The organism is Janthinobacterium sp. 1_2014MBL_MicDiv (assembly GCF_001865675.1).
Classification (GTDB): Bacteria; Pseudomonadota; Gammaproteobacteria; order Burkholderiales; family Burkholderiaceae_D; genus Janthinobacterium.
The window spans coordinates 2,495,759-2,511,241 of record NZ_CP011319.1; the positions used below are offsets into that span (position 1 = coordinate 2,495,759).

Sequence of the window (15,483 nt, forward strand, 5' to 3'; positions counted from 1 at the left end):
CTGGCGTCCTTGAAATGATGACGTGAGTGGCGGGCATGTGGCGTGGGATCGTATTTGGTTTGCTGGCGGGCGCCTTCTGGGGCGCCGTTTTCATCGTGCCGGCCCTGCTGCCCGATTTTTCGCCGTTCGAGCTGATGGTCGGCCGCTACGTCTGCTATGGCGCGCTGGCGGCCGGCCTGATGCTGCCGCGCCTGTTGCCGCTGCTGCGGCGCTTGCGGCGCGGCGACTGGCTGGCCATGCTGCGCCAGGCCCTGGCCGGCAACGTCGTGTATTACCTGTTGCTGGCGTACGGCGTCAAGCTGGCCGGCGTGGCGGCCACCTCGCTGATCATCGGCCTGCTGCCCCTGAGCGTCACCATCCTGGGCCGCAAGGACCACGGCGCGCTGCCGCTGCGCCGCCTGGCCTGGCCGCTGCTGGTGGTGGCCCTGGGCATCGCCTGCATCAATCTCGATGTCTTCAGCCATGACGTGGGCGTGGCGGCGGGCGGCGCCAGCCTGGCGCACAAGCTGCTCGGCGTGCTGTGCGCCGCCTGCGCGCTTGCCTGCTGGACCTGGTATGCGCTCGACAATGCCCGTTTTCTCAAGCGCCACGCGCATTTCAGTTCCGTGGAATGGTCGATGCTGTATGGCCTGGCCAGCGGCGTCATCGCCCTGGCCGCCGGCGCCGTGGCGCTGGCCCTGCAGCAGGCGGGCGAGGCGGGCGGTCAGGCGGTCCCCGGCCGCGACTGGCCCGTCTTCTGGCTCGTGTGCCTGCTGCTGGCGCTGGGCGCTTCCGTGATCGGCAACTACCTGTGGAACATGGCCTCGCGCCTGGTGCCGGTGACGCTGTCGGGCCAGCTGATCCTGTCCGAAACCCTGTTCGCGCTGCTGTATGGCTTCGTCTACGCGCAGCGCATGCCACGTCCGCTGGAATGGGCGGCGATGCTCTTGCTGACGGCGGGCGTGCTGTGGTCCGTGCAGCGGCATGCGCAGCAGGAGCCGGAGCGCGGGGAAGGGCGGACATAGCGAAAAATACATGGTTGCCAGCCTGCCGTTTGCACTGGCCGGGCCGTATAATTACGACAATGATGCTTGCCTTCCATGGGAGTTCCGCTTGCAATTACCGATCCGTTATCCGAACATGCCGCAACTGCTGCTGAAGGCGCGCGACAGCCTGCTGCAGCACTTCCGTCCCATCCTCAATCACTTCGGCGTGACGGAGCAGCAGTGGCGCATCATGCGCGCGCTGAATGAAAGCCCGACCCTGGAGCCGCGCGAGCTGTGCGACATCTGCCAGATTTCCAGCCCCAGCATGAGCGGCATCCTGGCCCGCATGGAAGAAATCGGCTTGATCGGACGCAGCAAGTTCGAAGGCGACCAGCGCCGCCGCAAGGTGCACCTGTCGGAAGCGGGCGCCAGCCTGCTGCTGCAGATGGGCAAGCTGATCGACTTGCAATACGAAAACCTGGAAGCGGCCTACGGCAAGCAGGTGTTCGAGGACATGCGCCGCACCCTGGAAGCCTTCATTGCGCTGGAAACCCTGCCGGTGGCGCCCGCCATCCTGCGCTGAACGGCCGCACCCGCTACCTCTCTCCTTCCTCCTGAAGCACCAACCGGCGCATGTTTTCTGCATGCGCCGCCGCTGCTTTGTCCACGCCTGTCGTCATCATTTTCGGCATATGCCGGGCTTGCGGCCCCGTTTTTGTCTGTTTTGCTATAAGACACAAGAAAGTTTTGCTATAAGACTATGCCTTATAGTCAATCACTTACATGTGAGTAAATAAGCGTATAATTTGCCTCACTTGATCCAAATCAAGAAGAACAGCGGGCGCGCCGGTCAACGGATCGGGCGGCAACGCGGCGTCGAGGCCGGTACTGCGCCATCGCGGCGGCACTACTTGCCAGGCGTACAATAAATCAGGAAAGTCAGGAAAAATAATGAAGAATACTTGCATGCGCGCTACGGCGCTGGCCGCCTTTTCACTGCTTGGCGCAAACGTTTGCGCCCAAAGCAACGTCAGCATCTATGGCGTTGTCGACGCGGCCACCGCATACGCGAGCAACCAGGGCGGCAATTCGAACACGTATATGCGCAGCGGCAGTTTGTCTGCCAGCAAGATCGGTTTCCAGGGCGTGGAAGACCTGGGCGGCGACCTGAAGGCGCTGTTCCTGCTGGAAAACGGCTTTGAAAGCGATACGGGCGCGCAAAGTTCGGCCGACTCCCTGTTCAACCGCCAGGCCTACGTGGGCCTGCAATCGACGGCCTACGGCACCCTGACGGCCGGCCGCCAGTACACGCCGTACTACCTGCTGGTGGGATCTTTGGCATCGAGCAATGTCCTGACGGGCGCCACCGGTGCCCACCCTGGCGATATCGACGGCCTCGACACCACCGTGCGCATCAGCAATTCCCTGAGCTACAGCATGCCGGCGTGGCGCGGCCTGCAGGCCAGCGCGCAATACGGCTTTGGCGAAGCGGCCGACGGCAATGCCGTGGGCAGCAGCTTCAGCGCCGCCGTCAAGTACAGCACGTCGCCGGCCGAATTCGCGCTCGGCTATTTGAAACTGAAAAATGGCCGGAACGCGGCCAGCAGCATGGCCATGAGCGGCCAGGCCGGCTGGAACAGCAACGCCTCCGGCAGCTTCGGCGTGTCGGCCCTCAACCAGGGCTATGTTTCGGCCGACAGCATCGAATTCATCGCCGCCAGCGCGCGCTACACGATGGGCAAGTGGATGGTGGGTGCGAATGCCAGCAACGTGCAGTACCAGGCGGGCAGCCATTCCACCTTCCGCGACACGGCCATCTTCAACACGGCCGGCCTGATCTCGAGCTACCAGCTGACGCCGCGGTGGTTCCTGGCGGCCGGCTACAGCGATACCTTCGCCAGCCACGCCAACGGCATCGCCGACCGCGCGCGCTACCGCCAGCTGTCGTTCGAACAGACGTATGCGCTGTCGAAGCGCACCGCGATCTACCTGATCGAAGCGCGCCAGCTGGCGCGCGGCCAGACCCTGGGCCAGAACGGCGATATCGTCAACGCCGTCGCCTCGGTCGGCGATTCGCAGAACGGCACGCCGTCGTCGAACGGCGGCCAGACGGTGGTCATGGTCGGTCTCAAGCATTCTTTCTGAACGGTTGCTGAACTCACGGGAGCTTCAATTGGACGCTACACACAATAAGGAGGGCCGCGGCCCTCTCAATCCCGGCCGCCGCATGGTGCTGGCCGGTTTGCTGTCGGCTTCGGCCGCGGCGCTGATACCCTGGGCGCTGGCCGAACCGGTCGCCGACGTGGAGCAGGGCGCCTTCCTGGGCGTGTCGGCCATGCTGGTGGGGCGCCAGGTGCTCGATCCCGTGCTGGCCAGGCGCCTGTATGACGCGCTGGTGGCGCAGGACGCCGCCTTCCCCGCGAATGTGCGCGCATTGCTGGCCCTGATCAATGCGCAGGGCTTGCAGGCAGGCGGCCTGCAGGAAGCGCTCGATGCGCTCGATCCGGCGCAGTCGCCGCTGGCGGCCCTGCCGCGCCAGATCGCCAGCGCCTGGTACCTGGGCATCGTCGGCACGGGCGAGGCGGCCGTCTGCGTCGCCTACGAGCAGGCACTGAACGCGGCCGTCGTGGCCGACGTCCTGAAGCCTCCCACGTATTCCTACGGCGCCTACGGCAGCTGGGCCAGAAAACCAATTTAAGGAGCCATCATGGCTGAACAACTGACCGCCGATTACCTCGTGATCGGCTCCGGCATCATCGGCTCGCTGGCCGCGCGCAAGCTGGCGCTGGCCGGCGCCTCGGTGCTGATCCTGGAAGCGGGGCCGCGCGTGTCGCGCGGCGAAATCGTCGCGCGCTTCCGCAACACGACGCGCCGCAGCGACTGGATGTCGCCGTATCCATCGGTGGCCACGGCGCCGCACCCGATCTACCAGCCGAAGGATAACGGCTACCTGGTGCAGGCCGGCCCGTATCCGTATCCGGCCGAGTACATCCGCCAGTTCGGCGGCACCTCGTGGCACTGGGCCGCGCAGGCCTGGCGCAACGTGCCGAACGACTTCCGCATCCACACCCTGTATGGCGTCGGCGTCGACTGGCCGATCAGCTATGCAGACCTGGAGCCGTTTTACCAGGAAGCGGAAGAGATCATGGGCGTCTCGGGCGCCGACAATACCGGCTCGCCGCGCAAGCAGGCCTTCCCGATGGACCCCGTGACGGAGCCGTACGCGATGCGCCGCATCCGCGAGCGCCTCGACCCCTCGTTCAAGGTGGTCGGCAACACGGTGGCGCGCAACAGCGTCGGCTACGATGGCCGCCCGGCCTGCTGCGGCAACAACAGCTGCCAGCCGATCTGCCCCATCGACGCGCAATACCACGGCGGCATCGCCGCGCAGCAGGCGGAAGACGCGGGCGTGAAGATCGTCTGCAATGCCAACGTCTACAAGCTGGAACACGATGCGCAGGGCCGCATCACGGCCGCGCTGTACTACGACGTCGACAGGAAGAGCCACCGCGTCACGGCCAAGACTTTCATTTTGGCCGCCAACGGCATCGAAAGCCCCCGCTTGCTGCTCGTTTCCGCCTCGGACAAATACCCGAACGGCCTGGCCAACAGCAGCGACATGGTGGGCCGCAACCTGATGGACCATCCGAGCACCTCGATCACTTTCGACGCCGATGAAGACCTGTGGCTGGGCCGGGGCCCGCAAAGCCCCAATTCCATCAACACCATGCGCGACGGCGACTTCCGCAGCCAGCATTCGCCATACCGCCTGGACTTCACGAACATCTCGCGCGTCGATGGCGCCTCGAAGGAACTGATCGGCAAGGGCGTGTTTGGCGAAGCATTCGAACAGCAGCTGCGTTTCCGCTCGGCGCGCGAAATGAGCCTGAAAAACGTGCTGGAAGTGCTGCCGAACCCGGAAAACCGCATCGCCCTGAGCAGCGAAAAGGATGCCATGGGCATTCCCAAGCCGCAGGCGCACTATGCGATCGACGACTACACGAAGCGCGGCCATGAACGCTCGAAGCAGGATTTCGAGCAGATCGCGAAACTGATGGGCGGCACCAATCTGCGCCACAGCAAGGAAGGCGTGTTCGCCAACAACCAGCACATCTGCGGCACCCTGTCGATGGGTTCCGACCCCGCCAAGGCCGTGTGCGACCAGTGGGGCCGCACCTTCGACCACGCCAACCTGTTCCTGTGCAGTACCGGCGTGCTGCCGACGTCCGGCACCTGCAATTCGACGGAAAACGGCCTGGCCGTCGCACTGCGCACCGTCAAGCACATCCTCGACGAACAACAGGGAGGAACGGCATGATGGCGGCCTTCAGACTGGCGGCGGGCGCCGCCTTGCTGTCCCTGGCCTTGCCCGTGCTGGCTGCCGGCGCATCCAGTCCGGATGCGGCGGCGATCGAGCGTGGCCGCTACCTGGCCACGGCCGGCGACTGCATCGCCTGCCATAGCGTGCCCGGCGGCAAGCCGATGGCGGGCGGCCTGGCCCTGGCCACGCCGCTGGGCGCCGTCTATGCCACCAACATCACGCCGTCCAAAACGCACGGCATCGGCAACTACACGCTCAAGCAGTTTTCCGACGCCGTGCGCCATGGCGTGCGGGCCGACGGCGCCAACCTTTATCCGGCGATGCCCTACACGGCCTACGCCAAGGTGACGGACGAGGACACGGCGGCCCTGTACGATTACTTCATGCATGGCGTGGCGGCCGTGGACGCGGCGCCGGCGCAAACGACGGATCTGCCATTCCCGTTCAACATCCGCCTGTCGATGGCGGGCTGGAATTGGCTGTTCCTCGACAAGAAACCGTTCGTGGCCGATACGGCCAAGAGCATGGAGTGGAACCGCGGCGCCTACCTGGCGCAGGGCCTGGCGCACTGCACCACCTGCCATACGCCGCGCAATGCGCTGATGGCCGAGCAGTTGTCGAAAGAGCTGGGCGGCGCCGACCTGGGCACCTGGCATGCGCCGAATATCACCTCGGACGTCAACAGCGGCGTCGGCAGCTGGAGCCAGCAAGACCTGGTCGACTACCTGCGCACGGGCCGCGCTGCCAACAAGGCGCAGGCGGCCGGACCGATGGCCGAAGCCATCGACCATAGCCTGAAGCACCTGAGCGATGCGGACTTGAACGCCATCGCGCACTACGTCAAGAGCGTGCCCGCCATCCGCGACAAGGCCGACACGCAAGCGGTGACGCAATGGGGGCAGGCGGGCGACGCGCTCAATGCGATCCGGGGCGTGCCGCTGCCGCAAAACCTGAACAAGATGTCGGGTGCGCAGTTGTACGATGCGCAGTGCGCCAGCTGCCACCAGGCCAGGGGTGAGGGCAGTTTCGACGGCAGCCTGCCGCCGCTGTTCCACAACTCGGTGACGGGCCGCAGCAACAGCAACAACCTGGTGATGGCGATACTCGATGGCGTGGAGCGCCAGGATGGCAAAGGCAGTCATGCCGCGGGCCACCTGATGCCGGCCTTCCGCCAGACCCTGTCGGACGAGCAGATCGTCACCCTCGGCAATTACGTGCAGCAGATGTACGGCAATCCCGCCGTCAAGGTGACGGCGGAACAGGTGACGACCCTGCGCAACGGCGGCGCGCCGTCCAACCTGATCGGCCTGGCCCGCGCCGGCATCATCGTCGGCGTGCTGGTGCTGCTGGCGCTGCTGCTGTGGTGGCGCGGACGCCGGCGCAAGCAAGCGTAAACGCCGAAGCATACGCTGGGGCCAGGCTGGAAAGCCTGGCCCTTTTTTTATGCGGCAAAACCGCCGTCGATCTTCAGTCCTGCGCCCGTGACGAATGCCGCTTCTTCGCTGGCCAGGTAGGCCACCATGCCGGCGATTTCATCGGCGCTGCCGTGGCGCGGCAGGGCCATCAGGCCGTGCATCAGGTCGGCGAAGTCGCCCGTCGGCGGATTCATGTCGGTGGCGACGGGGCCCGGTTCCACGTTGTTGATGGTGATGCCGCGCGGGCCCAGGTCGCGCGACAGGCCTTGCGTCAGGCCGCTCAGCGCCGATTTGCTCATGGCGTAGGCGGCCGCGCCGCCGAACGGCATGCGGTGCGCATTCGTGCTGCCGATGTTGATGATGCGTCCGCCCGTCTGCATGTGCGCCACGGCCGCCTTGATGGCGACGAAGACGGCGCGCACGTTGACGGCCACGGTCTTGTCGAAGTCCGCCAGCGAAAAATCGTCGATGGCGCCGGGCAGGAAGACGCCGGCGTTGTTGACGAGGATATCGACGCGGCCGAACTGCGCCGCCACCTGGTCGATGGCCGCCGTCAGGGCTGCCGCGTCGGCCGCATCGGCCTGCACGGCCAGCGCCTTGCCGCCGGCCGCTTCCACCTTGCCTGCCAGCGCCTGCGCTTCGGACGCGGAACTCTGGTAAGTGAAGACGACGGTGGCGCCCTGCAGGGCCAGGCGGCGCACGATGGCGGCGCCGATGCCGCGCGAGCCGCCCGTGACGAAGGCGATCTTGTTCAGCAGTGATGGGGAAGTGGTGTTGGCTTGGGTGTGCATGATGTAACTTTCTGTGTGGGGAGTCGAGGAGTTCAGTATCTGCCTTTCATTCCTGGCGCGCTAGCCATGAATCGCTACAATCACTTTCAACCATTGCTATCAAATGAGCGGGTAGAATAGGCGCATGGACGCCCTCAATCATTTGCAATCATTCGTGCTGTCGGCCGAGGCGGGCAGCTTTTCCGCGGCCGCGCGCCGCCTGGGGCTGACGCCGGCTGCCGTCAGCAAGAACGTGGCGCGCCTGGAAGCGAGCCTCGGGCTGCGCCTGTTCCAGCGCAGCACGCGGCGCCTGACCCTGACGGAAGGGGGCGAACGCTTCCTGCAGCAGATCGGCGGCGCCCTGGCCACCCTGCGCGAAGCCATCGCCGACGTGGCCGAGGAGGGCGGCCAGCCGGCCGGCGTGCTGAAGATCAGCATGGCGCCGTCGTTCGGGCGCAGCTACGTGGTGCCGCTGCTCGGCGAATTCATCGCGCGCTACCCGGGCGTGATCCCCGACTGCCATTTCGACAACCGCCAGGTGGACCTCGTGGGCGAAGGCTTCGATGTCGCCATCGGCGGCGGCATCGAACTGACGCCGGGCGTGGTGGCGCGCGAATTGGGGCATGCGCACATCGTGGCCACGGCGTCGCCCGCCTTCATGCAGGGTAAGACCATGCCCGTGCATCCGTCGGACCTGGCGCCATTCGACGGCGTGGCGCGCCGTTCGGCCGGCAGCGGGCGCCTGCGCAGCTGGATACTGCGCGATGGCCGGGGCGGCGAGGGCGTGGCCGAATGCCGGCCGCGCGCCATCTTCGACGATCCGGAAGCGATGGCGCAGGCGGCCATCATGGGCGTCGGCGTGGCGCTGCTGCCCATGCCGCATGCGCTGCCCCATTTGCGCAGCGGCGCCCTGCTGCGGCTGCTGCCCGGCTGGCATGCCGATTCCGGGCCCCTGTCGATATACTATCCGAGCAAGAAGCTGCTGCCGGCGAAGACGCGCGTGTTCGTCGATTTCTTGCTGGAGCAGTTCCGCCAGCGCGATTTCGCCGCCCAGATGCGGCCCGACTAACGAAGAGAAAGCACGCATGCCTGCTAATTACAGCCTGTTTTACACCTTTGACGGCGATCAGCCGGCCCGCTTCCGCGAGGTGCGCGTGTTCGGCACGACGGTCTGGACGGCCGGCGGCGCCGCCATGACCTGGGGCGAGGAAACGCGCAGCGACTATGCCAGCGCGGCGCAGGCGCGCGCCGCGTACGCCGTCCATTGCCAGGCGGCGCTGGCCGATGGCCATGCGCTGGCGCGTGAAAGCTTGATCGACCCCGCCGCATTCGATGTCGCGCTGCTGCAAAGCCTGGTGGCGGACGCCGCGCGCCTGGCCTTCGATGCCGTGCGCGCCGCCCATCCCGGACAGCACATCAACGCGTTCGCGCTGGTCAGCGACGACAGTGCCATGACCATCGGCCCCATGGCGAATAGCCGCGAAGCGCTGGCGGCCTCGGAGTATGGCGACGAGATGCTGTGGAACCCTGCCGAATGGGCGTTTGACGATGGCGGCGCGTATTTCGACAGCGCCTACCGCCTGCTGTTGCAGGCCCACCGCGACTTGCCGTTCGACGTGGATTTCGCGACCTTCCGCACGGGCGTGTTCGAGGCCTGCATCGCGGCGCTGGCGCAGCTCGATGCCGAAGGCGCGTTCGGCGCCGGCGCGCAGCGCGACGATAGCGTGCTGCTGTTCGAGGTCAGCGACAGCGAAGCGGTGGAAGGCGCCATGGCGCGCTTGAATCCGCCGGCGGTGCTGGCACGTTTCGAGGCGTGGATGGCCAGCTGGGCCGACTAGGCTTCATGCCGCCACCAGCCTCAGTCTCGTGATCTCGGCCGGCGCGCCGATGCGCTTGGGCGGGCCCCAGTAGCCGGTGCCGCGGCTGACGTAAATCCACAGGCGGCCGCGCCGGTGCAGGCCGGCCACATACGGCTGCTGCAGCGGCACGAACAGATTCCACGGCCAGAACTGTCCGCCGTGCGTGTGGCCCGACAATTGCAGGTCGTAGCCGGCCAGCTCCGCTTCCGGCACGCTGCGTGGCTGGTGCGCCAGCAGGATGCGCGGGATGGCGGCCGGCGCGCCGGCGATGGCGGCCCGCGGGTCGCTCTTCTGGGCTGGATCGAAACCGGCCGCATTGAAGTCGGTCACGCCGGCCAGCGCCAGGCGCGCGCCGTCGTGCTCGAGGATCGCGTGCTCGTTCATCAGCACGCGCAAGCCCAGGCGGCGAAATTCCGCGACCCACGGGCCGGCGCCCGAATAGTATTCGTGGTTGCCCGTCACCAGAAACACGCCATGGCGCGCGCGCAGCTCGCCCAGCGGCGCCGTGTGCGCCCCCAGCTGCGCCACCGTGCCGTCGACGACGTCGCCCGTGATGGCGATGGCATCCGCCTGCAGGCCGTTGGCGCGCGCCACGATGGCCTCGACGTAGGCGCGCTTGATGGTGGCGCCGACGTGGATGTCGCTCAGCTGCACGATGGTGAAGTTGTGCAGCGCCGGCGGCAGGCCGGCAATCGGCACGTCGACATCGCGCACCCTGGCCACCCGGCGCGCGTTGACGAAGCCGGCGATGGTGGCCAGCAGCGCCAGGAGCAGGACGGCGATGGCGGACGCCTGCGCATGCGGGCGCGCGGCGGGAATGAACATCAGCAGTGCGCGCAGCAGCGTGAGCACGAACAGCGAGGAAAAAAAGCCCATGCACAGAGAACCAGCCCAGCTGAGGCGGTCGGCCAGGCGCGCATCGCCGGTGACGGCGCGGGCGAAGATCGTCATCGGCATCAGCATGGTCGAGGCCAGCAAGACGGCGCCGCCCAGCAGCCAGCCGGCCAGGCCGATGGGCAGCGCCGGCAGCAGCAGCCAGCCCAGCAGGGCGTGCAGGGCGCCCAGTATCATGGTGATGCGCAGCAGCGGCGTGCGGGTTTTCATGTCATGGTTCCAGAAATGGGGGCCGGGATAGGCGCGGGCGGTGCGCACGGGCTGCCGTCCGGGCGGCGGCGCGCATCGCTGGCCGCCGCCGCTGCCGCATCGCGGCAAGGCCGAGACCGTCGCGTTTCGCACGCGCCGATTATAGCCGAAGCGTTATGCGGGCGGGCCGCCGCTCCCGGGGCGGGGTGATGGCGCTCACTGGCCGATATGCAGTCCCAGCGTGGCCAGCTTGCCGAAATCGACAGGCTTGGCAAAATGCTCGTTGAAACCGGCCTGCATGGCGGCTTGCCTGTCGTGTTCCTGGCCGTAGCCGGTCAGCGCCACCAGCAGGAATTGCTGCGGGATCGGCAGCTTGCGCAGGGCGACGGCGACTTCATAGCCGTTCATGTCGGGCAGGCCGATGTCGAGGAAGACGATGTCGGGCCTGAATTCCAGCGTGCGCTCGGTGGCCTGGGCACCCGTGTAGGCCGTGCGCACCGTGTGGCCGTACATTTCCAGCAATTCGGCCAAGGTGTCGGCCGCATCGCAGTTGTCGTCGACGACGAGGATGCGCTGGCTGCCGCCAGCATCGGCTGGCGCCGCGGGTGGCGCCGGCAGCGGCACGTTGGCGTCGAGCGGCAGATGGACTTCAAAGGTGCTGCCCAGGCCCACGCCCGGACTGTGCACGCTGACCTGGCCGCCGTGCAGCTCGACCAGGTTGCGCACCAGCGACAGGCCGATGCCCAGGCCGTCCTGCACGCGGTCGGGCGAATGGCCGCTCTGGGCGAACAGGCCGAAGATGCTGTCGATGCTGGCGGCGGCGATGCCGATGCCGTTGTCGCTGAGGCGGATGGCCACGTTGTCGCCTTCGCGCGCGGCGCAAATGGCGATGCGCCCGCCCGGCGCCGTGAACTTGGCCGCGTTGAGCAGCAGGTTGGCGACGATCTGCGACAGCCGCACGGCGTCGCCGCAGACCCACAGTTCTTCCGAGGGCAGCTTGACGTCCAGCGCGTGGCCGCGCGCCTCGATGCTGTGCGAACTGGTCTCCAGCGCGCTGCGGATCACGCTGGCCAGGCTGACGCTTTCCCACTGCAGCGAGATCTTGCCCTGCGAAATGCGCGACACGTCGAGCAGGTCGTCCACCAGGCGCACCAGGTGGTCCGTATGGCGGGCGATGGTGCGGCGCGCATTGTCCTGCATGGCCGGCACGACGGGATCGAGCTTGCACAGCAGGGCCAGCGCCGTGCGGATCGGTCCCAGCGGATTGCGCAGTTCATGCGCGAGGGTGGCCAGGAATTCATCCTTGCGGCGGTCGACGTCGCGCAGTTCGCGCTCGACCTGGCCCAGGCGCAGCAGCGCCCGGACGTTGGCGATCAGTTCATCGGCTTCGATCGGTTCGACCAGGTAGTTGTCGGCGCCGCCGTCGAGGGCGCGGATCTTGTCGGCCGTGCCGATGCACGAGGCGGACGTCTGCAGCACCAGGATGGTGTTGGTGTCGGCGCCACCTTTCAGCTGGCGGCACACTTCCAGGCCGTTGATGTCGGGCAGCTTGACGTCGAGCAGGATCAGGTTGGGGCGGTCCTGGCGCGCGCGCAGCAGCGCGTCGCCACCGTTCGACGCTTCGATCACCTTGAAGCCGGCGCGGGTGAGGATGCGCGATTTGGCGTAGCGTGCGCCGTCGCTGTCATCCACGTTCAGGATCAGTGCATCGCTGTTTTTATCCGGTAGCATGCGCATTGTTCCAGGTGGTTGTGCCTTGCGGCGGGGCCGGTTCTTGCCGGTGGTGTGGATTGCCGATCAGGGCGCGCAGGGTGGACAGCAGCTGCTGGCGCAGCAGGGGCTTGACGTAATAGGCGTCGGCGCCCAGCGCCAGGCCCTTGCGCTGGTCCTCGATTTCGGTGGCAACGATGATCGGCACCTGGCGCCGCAGCGGGTCGTTTTTCAATTCCGCCAGCCAGTGCCAGGCGCTTTCGCCGTGCAGCAGGATGTCGAGGATGACGGCGGCGGGCCGCTGCTGTTCCCAGCGTTCCTCCGCTTCGCGCACGCTGCGCGCGGCCACCACGCGAAATTCGCTGCCGGCCAAAAATTTTTCATACAGCAGGCGGATGGGGGGATTGTCTTCCACCACCAGCACGGCGATGCGCTGGTCGTTGCCGTTGTCGTTGGCCGGCGCGCAGGGCGGCAGGCTGCCTTCGGGCGCGTCGTAGCGCACGGGCAGGACGACGGAAAACAGCGAGCCCTGGCCCGGCGTGCTTTCCACGGCCACCGTGCCATTGAGCAGGGTGGCCAGGTTGCGGCACAGGGGCAGGCCGAGGCCCGTGCCCTTGACCTTGCGCTGCATGTGGTTTTCCACCTGGCTGAATTCCTCGAAGATCATCTGCACGTCCTCGGCGCCGATGCCCAGGCCCGTGTCGGAGACGGAAAAGCGGATCGCGTCCTGTTCCGGCAGTGGCGTGGCGCTGACGACGATGGCGCCGGCCTCGGTGAACTTGAGGGCGTTGGAGATGAAGTTGCGCAGGATTTGCGACAGCTTGCCTTCGTCCGTATGGATCTGCAGGCCCGCATCGGGATCGAGGAAGGTGAGCGTGAGCGACTCGGACACCAGCAGCGGACGCAGCATGCCGCGCAGGGCGCTGAACAGGTCGGCCACCTGGAAGCTGTTGGCGTGCACGTCGACCTTGCCCGCCTCGATCTTGGCCAGGTCCAGCAAGTCGTTGACCAGGTCGCTCAGGCTGACGGCGCCCTGCAGGATGAACAGCACCTGTTTTTCCTGTTCCGCCGACAGCTCGCCATCGACCCTGTCGAGCAGCAGCTTGGCCAGCGCGCGGATGGAGCTGAGCGGCGTGCGGAATTCATGGCTCATGTTCGACAGGAAGCGCGATTTCATCTGGTCGGCGCGGCGCAGGTGGTCGGCCTTTTCATCGAGTTCGGCGTACAGCGCCACCACGCCGCGGTTGGTGTCTTCCAGTTCGCGCGTCAGCTGCAGCAAGTCTTCCTGGCGCGTCTTCAGTTCGGCCAGGGTGCCCAGCAGCTCGCGGTTCTGCTGCTGCACCTCGGCCACGGTGATGTCCGATGGCAGCGCCTGCAGGCTGCCGGAGAGGGTGCCGATTTTCTGCCCGTCGAGCAGGGGCGCATCGCGCGGGAACAGCTTTTGCAGCGTGATTTCCGTGCCCTGGCCCGGCACGCTGTGGATGTGACAGCGGTCCATCAGGCGCTGCGCGCCCAGGATGCCCAGCCCCATGCCCGTCGGCGAATGGTAGGTGCCGGCCAGGATGCGCTCGAGCTGGGCGATGCCGGGGCCCTGGTCCTCGATGCGGATGGTAAACACCTGCGGCGCCGTCTGGCCATCGATGGCGAAATGGACTTTGCCGCTGCCCGCGTAGTTATATACATTGCGCGCCAGTTCCGACACGGCCGTGGCGATGCGCACCTGGTCCTGCACGCCAAAGCCGCACAGGGCGGCGATCTGCCGCGCGCGCTGGCGCGCCCCGACGACATCGAGCTCGCTGGCGATATTGGCGGTCAATATGCGTTGTGTCATGCTGTCCCTTCTTCTCCGGTTGCGGCCTGGTGCTCCTCATGTTCGCGCAGCACCACCACGGTGACATCGTCGCGCCCGCGCGCAAAGTCGCGGTACAGCGCGGCGGCGACCAGGCTCGGATGGCATTGCGCCAGGCCCGGATACTGTTCCAGGTCCCAGCGCGTGTGCAGGCCGTCCGAATGCATGATCAGCATGGTGCCGACCTGCCACGGATAGCGGAATTCCTGCAGCTTGCGCAGGTTGCTGCCGACGATGCCGTTGTGCGACAGCAGGTGACGGCGCTGTTGCGGCGCAAAGGCGCAGGCGGCGATATTGCCCACGCCGGCGTAGCGCAATTCCTGGCGCGCGCTGTCGATATGCGCCACGGCCAGCGCCGCGCCGCGCGTGCCGCGCAGGGCGCCGTGGGCCAGTTCGATGAAAGGCGCGGGCAGGGGCGGCAGGCCGGGCGTGCTCTCTTCGAGCAGCGCGCTGGCCAGGTCCGAGGCGCGCGCCGCCAGCGGGCCATGGCCCAGGCCATCGGCCACCATCAGGCTCAGTTCATGGCCTTCGCACACCACGTTCCAGGCGTCGCCGCACACCTGCTCCGAGGCCAGCGGCAGGCAGACGGCGCCGACCTGCCAGTTCGGACTGGGGGGGATGGCGCTGCTGGCATGCGGACCCCACACCACCATCATCAGCAAGGTGCCCTTGCCGGGTACCGTGTACAGGTCGAATTCCTGGCTCAGGCGGCGGATCGCGCCCAGGCCCACGCCATACGTGCCCGTGGTGGAATGGCCATCCTGCATGTGCTGGCGCACGTTGGCCATGCCTGGCCCGCTGTCGATGGCCAGCACCTCGATGCCGCTGCAGCCGCCGCGCACCACCTTGCGCAGCAGGATCTCGCCGCGCCGCGCATGCTTGACGATGTTGGTGGCCGCCTCGCTGATGACGATGGCCAGCTGGCCCGCGCGCACGTCGTCGAAGCCGATGTGGCGTGCCAGTTCGTTGCCGGCGCGGCGGGCCGCGGCGATTTCGCTCGGTTCGCCGATGGGAAAACTTCTTTGCCTGAGGATGTCAGGGTACGGCTCTTGGTGGTTCAAAACAGCTTCCATTTCGCGATGGTGACGGTGGTGCCCGCGCCGGGCGCCGTGTCGATGTGAAATGCGTCGGCCAGGCGCTTGGCGCCGCCCAGGCCCAGCCCCAGCCCGCCGCCGGTGGTATAGCCATCGGTCAGCGCCTGGGGAATATCGTCGATGCCCGGTCCCGCATCGACAAAGCTCAGTTCCAGCCCGAGGCGCGCGCCATCGCGCACGCGCGCGATGCGCGCCTCGCCGCCGCCGCCGTAGCGCAGGGTGTTGCGCGCCAGTTCGCTGGCCGCCGTGATGATCTTGGTCTGTTCGATCAGGCCAAAGCCCATGGCGACCATGCTGTCGCGCACCTGCTTGCGCAGGCGCACCACGTCCTCATCGCTGCGCAGCGGCAGTACCTGCGCCGCTTCCTGCGCCGTTGCCGGCGCGGATGGCGCCCAGCTGGGCGATGCTGGCCAGGCG

14 protein-coding genes are annotated in these 15,483 nt (G+C 67.1%); 8 read left to right on the forward strand and 6 right to left on the reverse strand.

Annotated elements, in window-relative coordinates:
- The first annotated feature begins 35 nt into the window (after positions 1 to 35).
- The 6 genes from YQ44_RS10810 to YQ44_RS10835 all read left to right on the forward strand — a co-directional run bounded on the left by YQ44_RS10810 (position 36) and on the right by YQ44_RS10835 (position 6,680).
- Positions 36 to 1,004, forward strand: coding sequence for a DMT family transporter (locus YQ44_RS10810; protein ID WP_071323385.1), 969 nt, complete (start codon positions 36 to 38; stop codon positions 1,002 to 1,004).
- 88 nt (positions 1,005 to 1,092) lie between these two features.
- The gene (gene hpaR, locus YQ44_RS10815) at positions 1,093 to 1,548 is read left to right on the forward strand and encodes a homoprotocatechuate degradation operon regulator HpaR (protein WP_232251255.1); all 456 of its coding nucleotides are present in this window, start codon (positions 1,093 to 1,095) and stop codon (positions 1,546 to 1,548) included.
- A gap of 368 nt (positions 1,549 to 1,916) precedes the next feature.
- On the forward strand, positions 1,917 to 3,110 hold the full coding sequence (locus YQ44_RS10820; RefSeq protein ID WP_071323387.1) for a porin: 1,194 nt from the start codon (positions 1,917 to 1,919) through the stop codon (positions 3,108 to 3,110).
- A gap of 28 nt (positions 3,111 to 3,138) precedes the next feature.
- The gene (locus tag YQ44_RS10825; RefSeq protein WP_232251256.1) at positions 3,139 to 3,663 is read left to right on the forward strand and encodes a sorbitol dehydrogenase family protein; all 525 of its coding nucleotides are present in this window, start codon (positions 3,139 to 3,141) and stop codon (positions 3,661 to 3,663) included.
- Between the two features lie 9 nt (positions 3,664 to 3,672).
- Positions 3,673 to 5,283: a GMC family oxidoreductase gene (locus YQ44_RS10830; RefSeq protein WP_071323389.1), complete on the forward strand. Its 1,611-nt coding sequence runs from the start codon at positions 3,673 to 3,675 to the stop codon at positions 5,281 to 5,283.
- On the forward strand, positions 5,280 to 6,680 hold the full coding sequence (locus YQ44_RS10835; RefSeq protein WP_071323390.1) for a cytochrome c: 1,401 nt from the start codon (positions 5,280 to 5,282) through the stop codon (positions 6,678 to 6,680). The genes YQ44_RS10830 and YQ44_RS10835 overlap by 4 nt, the downstream gene beginning before the upstream one ends.
- A gap of 47 nt (positions 6,681 to 6,727) precedes the next feature.
- Here the strand turns inward: YQ44_RS10835 and YQ44_RS10840 are convergent, their stop codons facing one another.
- Entirely contained in the window at positions 6,728 to 7,492 is a 765-nt protein-coding gene (locus YQ44_RS10840; RefSeq protein ID WP_071323391.1) for an SDR family oxidoreductase, read from the reverse strand.
- Between the two features lie 124 nt (positions 7,493 to 7,616).
- On the opposite strand from YQ44_RS10840, the gene YQ44_RS10845 reads away from it, so the two are divergent.
- Positions 7,617 to 8,540 (forward strand): LysR family transcriptional regulator, encoded by a 924-nt coding sequence (locus YQ44_RS10845; protein WP_071323392.1) that lies wholly within the window; start codon positions 7,617 to 7,619, stop codon positions 8,538 to 8,540.
- Between the two features lie 16 nt (positions 8,541 to 8,556).
- The gene (locus YQ44_RS10850; protein WP_083411762.1) at positions 8,557 to 9,309 is read left to right on the forward strand and encodes a DUF4303 domain-containing protein; all 753 of its coding nucleotides are present in this window, start codon (positions 8,557 to 8,559) and stop codon (positions 9,307 to 9,309) included.
- 3 nt (positions 9,310 to 9,312) lie between these two features.
- Here the strand turns inward: YQ44_RS10850 and YQ44_RS10855 are convergent, their stop codons facing one another.
- The 5 genes from YQ44_RS10855 to YQ44_RS10875 form a co-directional block, all read right to left on the reverse strand.
- Complete coding sequence (locus tag YQ44_RS10855; RefSeq protein WP_071323393.1) at positions 9,313 to 10,434, reverse strand: metallophosphoesterase; 1,122 nt, start codon at positions 10,432 to 10,434, stop codon at positions 9,313 to 9,315.
- A 195-nt stretch (positions 10,435 to 10,629) separates the two neighbouring features.
- On the reverse strand, positions 10,630 to 12,144 hold the full coding sequence (locus YQ44_RS10860; protein ID WP_071326399.1) for an ATP-binding response regulator: 1,515 nt from the start codon (positions 12,142 to 12,144) through the stop codon (positions 10,630 to 10,632).
- The gene (locus YQ44_RS10865) at positions 12,131 to 13,954 is read right to left on the reverse strand and encodes an ATP-binding protein (RefSeq protein ID WP_071323394.1); all 1,824 of its coding nucleotides are present in this window, start codon (positions 13,952 to 13,954) and stop codon (positions 12,131 to 12,133) included. Before YQ44_RS10865 ends, YQ44_RS10860 begins: the two co-directional genes overlap by 14 nt.
- A complete protein-coding gene (locus YQ44_RS10870) occupies positions 13,951 to 15,033 on the reverse strand; it encodes an ATP-binding SpoIIE family protein phosphatase (protein ID WP_232251257.1) in 1,083 nt (360 codons plus the stop codon). The genes YQ44_RS10865 and YQ44_RS10870 overlap by 4 nt, the downstream gene beginning before the upstream one ends.
- Positions 15,030 to 15,416, reverse strand: a complete 387-nt coding sequence (locus tag YQ44_RS10875; protein WP_071326400.1) for an ATP-binding protein — start codon at positions 15,414 to 15,416, stop codon at positions 15,030 to 15,032. The genes YQ44_RS10870 and YQ44_RS10875 overlap by 4 nt, the downstream gene beginning before the upstream one ends.
- Positions 15,417 to 15,483: the final 67 nt, after the last annotated feature.

Coding starts and splice junctions, on each gene's coding strand:
- YQ44_RS10810 (WP_071323385.1), top strand. CDS start 36: ATGTGGCGTGGGATCGTATTTGGTTTGCTGGCGGGCGCCTTCTGGGGC.
- YQ44_RS10820 (WP_071323387.1), top strand. CDS start 1,917: ATGAAGAATACTTGCATGCGCGCTACGGCGCTGGCCGCCTTTTCACTG.
- YQ44_RS10830 (WP_071323389.1), top strand. CDS start 3,673: ATGGCTGAACAACTGACCGCCGATTACCTCGTGATCGGCTCCGGCATC.
- YQ44_RS10835 (WP_071323390.1), top strand. CDS start 5,280: ATGATGGCGGCCTTCAGACTGGCGGCGGGCGCCGCCTTGCTGTCCCTG.
- YQ44_RS10840 (WP_071323391.1), bottom strand. CDS start 7,492: ATGCACACCCAAGCCAACACCACTTCCCCATCACTGCTGAACAAGATC.
- YQ44_RS10845 (WP_071323392.1), top strand. CDS start 7,617: ATGGACGCCCTCAATCATTTGCAATCATTCGTGCTGTCGGCCGAGGCG.
- YQ44_RS10850 (WP_083411762.1), top strand. CDS start 8,557: ATGCCTGCTAATTACAGCCTGTTTTACACCTTTGACGGCGATCAGCCG.
- YQ44_RS10855 (WP_071323393.1), bottom strand. CDS start 10,434: ATGAAAACCCGCACGCCGCTGCTGCGCATCACCATGATACTGGGCGCC.
- YQ44_RS10860 (WP_071326399.1), bottom strand. CDS start 12,144: ATGCTACCGGATAAAAACAGCGATGCACTGATCCTGAACGTGGATGAC.
- YQ44_RS10865 (WP_071323394.1), bottom strand. CDS start 13,954: ATGACACAACGCATATTGACCGCCAATATCGCCAGCGAGCTCGATGTC.